Consider the following 11,604-nt stretch of genomic DNA (forward strand, 5'->3'; position numbering starts at 1 on the left):
CGGATTTGGGTTCGACGACTCGTCGCCGCCGAATCGGGACAGAAGCGAGCCGGTCGTGTCGTTTGCTTGCGTGTTCAGAGCTAGCTGTAGCGCCCTCGATGCGTCGACTTTTCGTACGTAGCCGAGACTGGTATGGTCTAGCGACCATCGTGCGCGATCGGGGGTTCGCGCGCTGGTTCGCTCCAATTGGCCTGCACGACATAATCTGCCCTGGACGGTAGCCAAGTGCATCTTGAAACGTACTCTGTGCGTGGTTTTCGTTCGCTCGCCGACGTAGCGGACATCCCGATCGGTAGTCCGACGATCGTGGCCGGCCCGAACGACGGTGGCAAGTCCGCTGCGCTCTGCGCGCTGGGGTTCCTCTTGGGCGCGCATACATTGACCGAAGAGGACCGGTCCTACCTCTCTGGTGAGTCCGGTGGGCGGAGCGAGATCACCGAGGTGATAGGCGAATTCCGTGTGGATGCGAGGGAACAGGAGCAGTTCGGTCTTCCTGCGAATGTGAGGCTACGGCGCTGTGCCGAAGCGGATCTCGAGCCGCGCTATGAGATCTGGGGGCCGGTGCCTGACGACGAGGAGTTGCGGGACCTCGCCCCGATGCAGGTACCTGAACTGAAGACTCTCGCGGCCAAGTTCGGGAACAAGTCGTCGACGAAGCTGACCAAGTCGAAGCTGCAGGAGTGGTTGACCGCGTACGGGCGTGAGCATTCCAGCACTGAAGGTTGGAGCGGGATGCCGCCCGGTTTGAAGGACCGGCTGCCGCGGATCGCGGAATTCGAGGGCCATTCAGCGGATCCTGAAGCAGCGATCCGTGCGGCGCTGAAGCTCCGATTCCAGGACTACGTGGCCGAAGACGACGTACAGGGCCGGATCCGTGACTTGGAGACCAGTGCGCGCGATCGGATGCGCATCGAGGCCAAACCGCTTGCCGACCGCATTTTGGACCGTTGCGGCGACATTGCCAGCGTAACGGTCGAGCCGGATGTGAGTTTCACGGGGGCTTTGCGCTCGGCGACCTTGCGTTTGGAGCGCGCGACCGGGGAGCAGGTGCGGTTGGACCATTCCGGCCGCGGCAGCCGCCGTCGAATCTCGATGGCGGTGTGGGAGGGCACCACTGAGTTGCTCGCCGAAACCGCGGACGGTGAGGAAGATCCCGAAGCCGAGTCGCCGGTACAGGTGATCGTTGCGTACGACGAACCGGACACACATTTGGACTACCACTTCCAGCGCGACGTCATGGGGATCATCCGTCGCCAAGCGATGGCAGAACACGTCAGCGTCGTCGTCGCAACCCACTCGATGAACCTGATCGACGGAGTGGATATCCGAGACGTCGTGTTGCTCAGGCTGGACGGTACACGCCTAACAGTGATTCAGCGTTTGGGCAGTGCCGAGCACGCGGAGTTCGACCGCCATCTCGGAGCGATCGCCGCTGCGGTCGGCCTGCGCAATTCCGTTCTGCTGCATGAGCGTTGCTTTCTCGCAGTCGAGGGCGAGACCGAACAGTTGGTGATGCCGATACTGTTCAACCTTGCGGAAGGCATGTCGCTGCAGGCTGCGGGAATCGCGTTGTGGGCGTGTGGCGGCAACGACGGCGCACTGAGACTCGCCAGTTACCTCCACAAACACGGCCGCAGTGTGATGCTGATGATCGACGCCGACAGCGAGCACAGCAGCCGGATCTTCAGCGACAATAGTCTCACCAGGCATTTCGGCTCCGACAAGGAAAAAGTCGCGAAATATCTAGGTCAGAAGTCCGACGTCGATGAGCTCGAGGAGCTGTTCGACGATGAGACGTGGGCACGTACCGCGAACGAAGCCTGGCCTCGCCCCGGCGGCTGGGCTCCCGAGCATTTCGCCGTTCAGCGGGATGGAAAGAAGTTCAGCGCCGCAGTCGAGGGAATGCTAAGAGATCACAGCGCTCAGCACCCCTCAGGCAAACCTGCAATGCTGATGGAGGTAGTGGTGCGACTCAATCAGCGCGACGATGTCCCCAGCGAACTGCTGGATATTTTTGCCGACCTGCGACAGCTAGCTGGCTAACAAGTCCTCCATCGGCCGCTGACGCCGAGCTCGCCGCTCCAGCAGTCGCTTTTTACGTTGCCCGGCGGTGGGCTCGACCCACACGTGCCACTTCACGGTCGGTGCCCACCGCTGGAGATGCTCTTCCCGATCGACACCACACCACCGGCAACCATTCGGATTGGGAATCGTCTCATCGTTCCTGGTACGCGCCATATCGGGTTCCTTCCGTCATGGTATTTGTACCTCAGGGGTATGACATGTATGTGCCACTGCGCGGGCGATTCGCTATCCCGGAGAAGGTCTCGATCGCCTCGGGAGTCCCGGTCCCGTCGTGTGGGTGGTGAGGACGAACCGGAGCCGCGAGCAGTACCTGTTCTCCAACTCCGGCAGCCGGTTGCGGCGATGCGGCTCACGCACGTCGATGGACTTCTTGTGGGTACGAGCTCGCGGCGGCGGCGTGCTAACGCCACGCCGGTTCGGGTCGATTCTCCGGATGCTGAGTTATCTGTGCTCCAGGACAATTCGAAGTCCTCGCAAGCATGAAAGAGTGTCAATGACCTACGATCCTGCCCCGTTCCCGAGGCGGCTGCTCGCTCGAATCCTCGATCTCGTCTTCTGCCTTGTGTTGACCTTTGCGGTGGCTGTGCCCGTTGGTGCGGTGGTCGTACCGCTGAACATCGCGACGGATTCGACCTATGAGGAAATTCTCTACGGGGTCGGTGTGTGGCTGTGCTACTTCCTGGCCTACGTCGGGTTGGAGGTTTTCTTGTTGGTCCGTCGGGGCGGGCAGACCCTCGGCAAAGGGCTCGTCGGGTTGGCAGTGGTCCCGGCGGGGGAGTGGGCAAGGCCGCGCCTCAAGGTGCGGCAGGCGGCGGTGCGGATGACGATCATCTTCGGTCCGTTCTTCTTCATGTCGCTGTCAGGCGCGAATTCGGAATCGGGGGTTCTGAACACTATCGCGGTGTTTGGGATGCTCTCAGTGCTCGCGAGCTTGCTGCTTGCGGCACTTCCGATCGGTTCGCGCCGCACGGTGCACGACTTCGTCACAGCCACCCGAGTGGTGCGCGCGACCAAGCGCAACATCCATTGGCGGACCGACCTACCCATGGTCCTGCCCGGTCGCGTGGACATGATCAAGCGGCTGTGAGCCTCGGCGCGGCTAGCAGGAAGTGAGGCAGCAGCGCTCCCTGTGAGATACCCCATTTCTGCTTCACTGCAAGCGGTTCAGTAGAGACGGCGCGTTCTGCACCATCGGTGCCACCATCGCGAAGAGGGCAAGGAATTCGGAAGCGAACCGATTGGCTTGGTGTTCGTGGGTATCGGTGAGTTCACGGACCTCGGTGTGCAGCATTAGATGTCCGAGTTCGTGTGCCAGGGTCCATTGACCGCTCGCCTGGACGCGATTCGACGCGGCCCTGGCCAGCGGACAGGGCCTTGCGTAACACACTGACCGACAACATGATCCACTATCAGTGCCAGTGCAGTGGGCGGCATTCCAGCGAACGCGACGTCAGTGCGCTGACTTGGTGAACGGGTCGGGAGGGGAGGGAAGGTATCGGGATGCCTGAATCAGCTGGGAAAGGACGCGACCTACTGGGATTGGCCACACGGGTCAAGGCGCTGGCTGTCGCGGACCCCGTCCTGGATCTGGAACGGCGAAAGGCACTCCTGTCCACAGACTGGACCGGCTACCAGATGGAGGAGCTGGCGCTGACCGCGATCGACACCGTCACGCTGAAAATGGACTTCGACGATGGAGTTCGAGCAGAAGACGTGGTCAGTTCCGTCGCCGCCGTCGCCGCCCTGCAACTTCCAGACCGCGGCCACGACGAACATGGCGCCGTAGCTCGGTGGGTGTTGGACTGTCTGATCAACGTCGGCACCGTCGATCGGGGCTTCAGCCACGTCTACGGCACGGCCGTGGGCGGTCGGTACGCTTCACATCTTTTCTCGTTCAAACTGTTACGGGAAGTCGTCGGAGCTGACGGGAAGCCGCGGCTGCGGGCCTCCAACGAAGCGATCGCGGTGCTTGTCGGTGCCGTGGATATCGACATCGCCTCCGAACAGGTCGCCGCTGATGCCAAACTCGACGCGTTGGTCAACCGGGGGCGTCTCATCGACGCCCATCGCGCCGCGGAGATGGCGTTGCGCCGCACGGTTCAGTACGCCGAGCACATCCGCACGCAGCTTGACGGGATGCATCGTGACATACGTACGGTCGACTGGGTGCGTGACGTGCAACCCGTGCAGGTCGAGGCGATGACACACATCGAGGAACGCATCCGGGCTGAAAGTGCCATAAAGGACAACGTCGCGCGGATCATGGAGAACAGCACGGAGCAAGCGACACCGGCGCAGGCCGGGGAGCTGATCGAGATCCTCGAGCAATGTCTGCGCCGAAACGCCGCGTTACAGGCCAATCTCCAGCAGGTCGGCGAACGATTCCGGGCCGAACAGGAACGACAGACCTTCGTCCCACCCCCGAGCCGATCATATGTCGATCTCGGACGTCAGCTCCTGGAACCGGCGTTGGCGATGCCGCTTCGCCACGTTGGACCGCTGCTGGAAGATTTCGTCACAGTGTCGACTTCACCGCATCGACCAGCGGTTGTCTACCTTCCTGACCTGGTCGAGGGCTTGATGCGCCTGCCCGCCGACAGCGATCATGACGATTCGCTGATCATCGAGCCCGAGTTCGGCGATGTCGAGGACATCGCGCTGTTCACGCACGAACAGCATGCGCGAGTGGAGGAGCTACTCGAGCGAGTCGACGACAGCGGTGTCCGCCTGTCGACGCTACTCGCCAACGCACGGCAGATCGCTGCCACAGATCGCTGCGGCGAGAACCTCGACCACCTGCTGGGGCTGCGGGTCCTGGGCCTGTTCGGTGCTCCACGACACGACCTCGCCCACGACACGCTCCTGGCGGCCTTGGTCGACCAACGCATGCTCGATGACGAGATCTTCGCCGGGGACGACCTTCTCGTTGTACGTAGCCGACCAGTTGCCCTGATACCTGTCGACGACCATGAAAGGCCCTCCGAATGAACTCCATCAAAGATGTCGCCGCGGCGGCCAAACTGGTGGCGTTCGGGTTCCAGCCGGGACTCACGCCCCTGCGCAACGTCGAGTACTCCACGCTGGCGAAACGGTGCGGTTCAGATCCCGTGTTCGCGCAGATGGTACACGCGGTGGCACAAGGGTTCGACGTGATCGTTCTGGCCGTTGACGCCAACGCTGGGCTGGTACTCGGGGCGGGCACCGGCACCCAGTTCGCTGTCCGCGTCACCGACCACATCCCCAAGCTCGACCACCGCCCGATCGCGGCGCTGGCTCACCTCGCCATCGCCGCGCTGGCGTTCTACCGCCCCGAAGACCTCGACGATGACACCCACGTCGGCAGGGTCACCGTCCGACACGTGGACGAACTGGTCGATCAGGCAGCCCAGGAACTCGAACGTCGTGCTGCAGAGTCCGACGCTGATGACGGGGTTCCCGTCGACGATCCGGACCTGATTCAAATGTGGCGTTACTACCGGCGCAGAAACCCGGTCGCGGCGACAGGGGACGCTCGAGCTCACTCCGGAAGCAGACTCGCGATCATCAAACGGGTCGCCGAATACCTGGCCGACAACGGAATGCTGCGCCGTGCGGGCAACGAGAACGGCGGCACCTATCAAACCACCGCCCGCTACAAGATCCACGTGCGCGAGTTGGCCGGACAGCAGATGCTCGGCCAACTCGCCGCGCTCGGCATCACCGTCGGAGCCCCGGAAGACACGGGGGCTGCGGGTCCCGGTTCGATCACTCCAGCTTCGGCGTCGGATGCCCCCGTAGTCCCCGAATCAGGAGCCTGACCACCGAATGTATGAGCTCAACCGTGTCCGGCTGTACAACATCGGCCCTGAGAAAGCCCGCTACGACGACGTCACACTGGACCTGTCCGACGGTGGCCCCCCGATTCCTATCGACAGCCTGATCCCGACCGCGGGCCAACTGTTCCGGCGGCCGTCGTTGGCGACCTTGCTGGTACTGGAGAACGGCGGCGGCAAATCGGTGTTCATCCGCATGTTGCTGTCGACGGTGCTGCCCGAGCGGCAGTCACGCAAAGGCCGAGATGCCCTGCGCGCCTATGTGGTGTCCGCGTCGGCGCCCTCGCACGTGGTTCTGGAGTGGGTCGAAGTCCGTACCGGCCATACAGTGCTCACCGGTCAAGCGCTCGCGCCGGGAGAGGGCCCACCGCAGCGACTGTTCTACTCCCTGAGCCCGAACGACGTGACCTCATTGGCGACGCTGCCGTTCGCCCAGAACGGTCGACGACTGACGATGACCGCCTTCCACGACGCCCTGACACGGCTCAACACCGCGGACAAGTCGTTGGCCTTGGAGACCGAGAAGAAGCAAGGTGACTGGGAGAGACACCTTCGCCGACTCGGCCTGGAACCTGATCTGTTCGCGGTGCAGCAGGCGATGAACGTCGATGAAGGAGATGCGGCCGAGGCGTTCAAGACCACCAGTGGCAGGCAGTTCGTGGAATGGCTGCTGAGCAAGGCGATGGACGCGGAGAACTACACCGAGATCGGCGCGTCCTATACCGCCTACGCCAAGAACATTGGCCGTCGCGAGCAAATGCTGCTCGAACGCGACTTCACCCGAGCTACCGCCGCTGCTGCCCACAGCCTGGCGACCAAGCGCATGGAACAAATCACCGCCGCCGCGGCCGCTGACACCGCTACGACGACACTGGCTCAGCTGGCGGCCGCGGTTCGGGAAACCGTCGCACGCTCAGAGCAGACGCTCCATGCCGACCGCGCCGAGGTGGAGTCCCTGAACACGACCGCCGGTCAGCGCGATCTCGAGCGAACACACGCTGAGCTGATCGGCAAAGAAGTACGGCGGCGGACCCTGGAACTGTGTCACGCGCAAGCCGAAGCCGACGCTGAGACCATCAGCGAACAGCTGGACCGGCACCGTGACGAACTCGCTGGCTGGACATTGGTTCCCAAGGTCCTCAAGGCTGCAGCCGAGCACACGAAATACCAGATTGCCAGCAAGATGCTCGACGAGGCCGAGGCTGCCGCAGGACCGGCGCGCCGGCTCCGCGATCACGCCGGCGCGCGGTTCGCCAGCGCGCTGGTGCACGCGGAGCGTCAGTACCAACTAGACGCACGCACCCGTGACGAGCAGGAGCAGAAGGCCGAAGCCGAGGCCGAGCGTGCCGATGAGCAAGCTCGCGAAGATGACAAACAGGCCATCACGCTGACGACACGGGCCGACACGCTCAACCAAGCCGTCACCGCCGTCGCATCGCGTGTCGCGCACGCGCGCGAGACGGGCTTGATCGAGCGCGACGAAACAGTCGGTGATGCCGAACAGCGAGCGAGCGCTGCCGCGATCCTGGCCAGGACGCAAGCGGAGCGGCAAACGGGCCTGCACAAGCAACTCGACGCCGAGACTCGACGCCTCGGGGAGACCGCCCGTCAGCTGATCGAACCCGAAATCATTACACGCCAAGCCGCCGTCACCGCTGAGCAGGCCGTCGCCGACCTCGACACCGCCGCGCGTGCCTTGACCGGCGAGGCGCTGCTGCGTGAACTCGCCGAGCTCGACGACGACGAAGCGATCCCCGGCGGAGACGCAACGCTCTGGCTGGAGGCGAACGTCACGACCTTGCGCACTCGGGCCGTGAGCGCCCACGGATCAGCCGAATCCCGCCTGTCCGCGCTCACCGATGCCGACCGCACCGATCACCGTCTGCTCGCAGCGTTGACAGTCGACGACGAAGCACTCCTGCCACCCCGCGAAGCCGTCGAGGAACTGGTGGCCGACCTGGCCGATCACGAGATCGCCGCGACCGCAGGTTGGCGCGCCCTCGAGCAGCTGGTCAACCCGCGCCGCCACGCCGAGATCATCCAATCCAACCCCGCACTGGTCGACGGCATCATCGTCGCCGACAAAGCCACCTTGGACCGGGCCAGGACACACCTGGCATCGAGTCGACCCCTGCCCGCGGCCGCAGTCCTGGTCACGACCGCCGAGGTCATGGAGAACGCATCGACCCAACATGGGACCGGGTTCGTCGTCGAACCCACACCGGCGTTGCACGACCCTGTCGCCGCAGCCCAGGCTCGCGAACAAGCCCGAGCGCGCATCGACGAGCGTGCGCGCGCCATAGGCGAGCTCACCGCTCGACGGGCCACGGCGTCTCGGTTGAGCGACCGACTCGACACCTGGATTCGTGACCATCCCGTCAGCACGGCCGAGCGGCTGCGTTCCGCCGCGCACGCCGCTCGTGAGCGCGCCACCGAGGCCGAATCGGCACGCGAGACCGCAGATGACGCCTACACCAAGGCAGTGAACAACCTCGAGCTACTCGCCGAATCGGTCGAAGAAGCCGAGGCCGCCGCCGAGGCCGCCGAGCGCATCGCGCGCGAGTGCACCCAACTCGCCAACGACGTGCAAGCCGCAGAACTCGACACAGTCGAAATCGCCTCGCTCACCGAACAGGCAGGACAACTGTCCGCAACAGCCGAGGAACACCGTGCTCGAGCGACGCGGCTACGCAAACAATCCAGGGAACATGCCCTGAGCGCCGAATCGCTGCGACGTGACGCCACGGCCGCCACGAAGAAGCTCAACGCCGTCATCTACGGAAACGAACCGCTCGATCCGGCCACCCCACACGGAGACCTCCCGACCCTCGAGATCGAATACGACGCGGCCGCGAGCGCATTCCGCGCCGTCGAAGTCGGCGAAGACATGAGACGACGCGTAGAACAGGCCCAGCAAGCCGCGGCAGACCTGGACACAGAGCTACTCGCCGAACGTGACGAGATCAGGATCCGGGCACAACACCTCGCGACGACTCCCGACGCAGGCAGCGTCGAATCCATCGAGGCCACCAAGCGACGAATCAGCCGCACGACGCGAACCCTCGAGACCGACTACCAGACGTTGATCCAGCGCATTGGCGGCCTCGCCCAGCAGAAGGACTCTGCCAGTCAGACCAACGGATCGCCCTGGATCGAGCTGGACACCGAATGGATTCCCACCGATCCCACCGACGGGGAACTCCTCACCAAGCGCGCCGCAGCGAAATTATCCGACGCCCAAGCCCGCTACGCCGCGGCTGCGGAGTCACTGCGACTCGCCGAGCGCACGCTGCGCCAGGCAGAAAGCAGCGCACGCGAGATGGCCGCCGTGCACAGCACCCTGAAATCGGCCACCCGCAAACTGGAACTGCCTTCCAACTCAACGCCTTTCACCGGCACCGCTGCACAGGCCCAGCAAGCCACGGAGGACGCCGTCCAGGTACACAGCGACGCCGCCGAGGACCTGCGCGAGGCTGAGCGCGCCGTCGACGAAGCTGTGACCGACTTCCGTGACGCGGCAAGGCCGGCCCGCTTCGCTGTTCTCAAAGCACCGGCCTACACCCAGCTCACCAACATCGACACCGCCTCGCTGGTCGAACGCGCCGAGTACTGGTCCGGGCAACTCGCCAGCCGAACCGCGAGCCTGGACACCGACCTCGAAGACTCCGAGCGCCACCGGGCACTGCTGATCGAGCAACTTGCCCACCATGTCGGCGAAGCGTTGGGGCTGTTGGAGAAGGCGGAACGGCTCTCACGCCTGCCCGACAGCGCTGGCGCCTGGGCGGGACGACGGATCCTGAGGATCGGATTCGCCAAACCCGATCCTCAGGTCCTGGCAGTGCGAATCGCTGAAACACTCGATGACAAAGCACGCACCCACCCCGCCCTGCCGGGCATGGACCTCCTCCTGCGATGCGTCACGACGGCGGTGCCACGCGACTTCAAAGTCGAGATCCTCAAACCCGACCCGTCCGCACGGGCGGAGTACGCCTCGATCAGCGAAATGGCCAACGTCTTCTCCGGCGGCCAGGAACTCACCGGTGCGATCATGCTGTACTGCACGCTCGCCGCACTGCGCGCGAGCACGCGCCGCGGATCCCGCGGCAGCCGACAAGGCGGAATGCTGATCCTGGACAACCCCATCGGCAAAGCCAGTGCCGACTACCTGCTGAGCCTGCAAATGACCATGGCCGCCGCGGTCGGCGTCCAACTGATCTTCACCACCGGCAGTATGGAAGACCGAGTGCTGGCAACCTTTCCGCTCTGCATACGCCTGCGAAACGACGCCGACCTGCGGACAGGAACTCGACACCTGCATGTCATCGACCGCATTCTCGGCGCACCCGTCGACGACGAGGTGATCGGACGAGTCAGCGCAGCACGACTGATGACCAAGCCACGCCTTCCCGGAGCGAAACCATGACCTCCGGACGGCACCGCGGCTCCGGTCGCGGCGACACACATGGTGGCATCCGGTGATCAGCACGGTAGGCCAGCGCCGAAGTAAACCGCTTCCGCTGTCGGAGTCAGCGCACTACCTGGCCGCGGCCCTAGGCGAATTCACCGAGCGGCGCATCACGAAGCCGACGATTCTCGCCGCGTTCGCGAAGGCGTGCCCCGCGACGGCCGGCACGACCCAGAGCCGACCCGTGTTGTCCGCACTGCTCGACGAACTCGCTGAACACCGCCTCATCGAACTTCCTCGCAGCAGCGACGGATGGGACCGCGCACATCCACGACTGCCCGCTTGGCTGCGTCTACCGGCACCCCCCAAGCTGGATATCAAGTCCGTGGCGGCGACGGCATCGATCGTCTGGCGAGGCGAACTCGCATGGGCTGCAACAGCGGTACTGACCAGCCCACAGGTCGAAGTCCTCAAAACCATCAACCGGTGGTTGCGCGACACCGACGGCGACAACATCCGGCGAACTGTCATCCCCATGCGGGAAAGATCGCTGGACATCTTCCGGGATGAGAAACGCCTCGACACGCTGATGACCACGACCCTGTTCGCCCCTGGGCGGCTCACACTCGCGACCTTGTTCGCCACGCGGATCCCGCCGCCGCTGGCCTGCGAACGCATCGGCGATGGCACCACCGTCCTGGTCATTGAGAACAGCGACACCTTCGAAACCATCACGACACTGCTGGCCCGACAGCGCAGCAACGTCGGCTACACCGCATTCGGCGGCGGCCACGCGTTCGAAGCATCGGTTGCCAGGATCGCCACACTGCCACAAGTCCGCGACATCGCCTACTACGGCGACATCGACAACGACGGACTGATAATCCCGCAGCGGGCCAACGTCGTGGCCGCCACCGCAGGACTACCACCAGTTAGGCCGGCACACGGTCTCTACCAGCTTCTGCTGCAACACGATCTCCGAAACCAGGCGTCAGCACCTGTCGATCCGCTCGACGCCGAACGACGCGTTTCTTGGCTTCCTGCGGACACCCGTGAGCGTGCGGCGCAGGTCCTCGTCACAGGGAGCCGACTTGCACAGGAAGCCACCGGCCGCGTTCTGCTCGGGCACAACGACTCCTGGCATCACGACCTGTAGGCCAGGCTTGAGTCCAGCGGCGTCGAAATTCACACTGGACTTGGCGGGCCCGCACCGACGCCAGCGCATTCGAGGGGAACGAGCAGGTGCAATATCGCCACCGTGGCCAAGGTGCGGCCCTGCACTGTCGGTCGAACGACGTGGGT

General features: G+C 64.2%; 7 protein-coding genes. 6 read left to right on the plus strand and 1 reads right to left on the minus strand.

The window, feature by feature from the left end; genetic code table 11:
- The first annotated feature begins 225 nt into the window (after positions 1-225).
- Both NG1_RS34555 and NG1_RS34560 read left to right on the plus strand, forming a co-directional pair.
- Positions 226-2,043: an ATP-dependent nuclease gene (locus NG1_RS34555; protein WP_062978047.1), complete on the plus strand. Its 1,818-nt coding sequence runs from the start codon at positions 226-228 to the stop codon at positions 2,041-2,043.
- A 535-nt stretch (positions 2,044-2,578) separates the two neighbouring features.
- The gene (locus NG1_RS34560) at positions 2,579-3,172 is read left to right on the plus strand and encodes an RDD family protein (protein WP_062978049.1); all 594 of its coding nucleotides are present in this window, start codon (positions 2,579-2,581) and stop codon (positions 3,170-3,172) included.
- A gap of 63 nt (positions 3,173-3,235) precedes the next feature.
- Here NG1_RS34560 and NG1_RS38700 read toward each other — a convergent pair whose 3' ends face one another.
- The gene (locus NG1_RS38700; protein WP_245660185.1) at positions 3,236-3,376 is read right to left on the minus strand and encodes a hypothetical protein; all 141 of its coding nucleotides are present in this window, start codon (positions 3,374-3,376) and stop codon (positions 3,236-3,238) included.
- Positions 3,377-3,585: 209 nt separating this feature from the next.
- On the opposite strand from NG1_RS38700, the gene NG1_RS34565 reads away from it, so the two are divergent.
- The 4 genes from NG1_RS34565 (at position 3,586) to NG1_RS34580 (ending at position 11,458) form a co-directional block, all read left to right on the plus strand.
- Positions 3,586-5,073: a hypothetical protein gene (locus tag NG1_RS34565; protein ID WP_062978051.1), complete on the plus strand. Its 1,488-nt coding sequence runs from the start codon at positions 3,586-3,588 to the stop codon at positions 5,071-5,073.
- Positions 5,070-5,882 carry a hypothetical protein gene (locus tag NG1_RS34570; protein ID WP_210751008.1) on the plus strand — a complete coding sequence of 271 codons (813 nt, stop codon included), beginning with the start codon at positions 5,070-5,072 and terminating at the stop codon, positions 5,880-5,882. The genes NG1_RS34565 and NG1_RS34570 overlap by 4 nt, the downstream gene beginning before the upstream one ends.
- Positions 5,883-5,889: 7 nt before the next feature.
- Positions 5,890-10,320, plus strand: coding sequence for a hypothetical protein (locus NG1_RS34575; protein WP_062978053.1), 4,431 nt, complete (start codon positions 5,890-5,892; stop codon positions 10,318-10,320).
- A 226-nt stretch (positions 10,321-10,546) separates the two neighbouring features.
- Entirely contained in the window at positions 10,547-11,458 is a 912-nt protein-coding gene (locus NG1_RS34580; RefSeq protein WP_210751007.1) for a Wadjet anti-phage system protein JetD domain-containing protein, read from the plus strand.
- Positions 11,459-11,604 lie beyond the last annotated feature (146 nt).

The organism is Nocardia gamkensis NBRC 108242 (assembly GCF_001612985.1).
GTDB lineage: Bacteria > Actinomycetota > Actinomycetes > Mycobacteriales > Mycobacteriaceae > Nocardia > Nocardia gamkensis.

Coding starts and splice junctions, on each gene's coding strand:
- NG1_RS34570 (WP_210751008.1), top strand. CDS start 5,070: ATGAACTCCATCAAAGATGTCGCCGCGGCGGCCAAACTGGTGGCGTTC.
- NG1_RS34565 (WP_062978051.1), top strand. CDS start 3,586: ATGCCTGAATCAGCTGGGAAAGGACGCGACCTACTGGGATTGGCCACA.
- NG1_RS34575 (WP_062978053.1), top strand. CDS start 5,890: ATGTATGAGCTCAACCGTGTCCGGCTGTACAACATCGGCCCTGAGAAA.
- NG1_RS38700 (WP_245660185.1), bottom strand. CDS start 3,376: ATGCTGCACACCGAGGTCCGTGAACTCACCGATACCCACGAACACCAA.
- NG1_RS34560 (WP_062978049.1), top strand. CDS start 2,579: ATGACCTACGATCCTGCCCCGTTCCCGAGGCGGCTGCTCGCTCGAATC.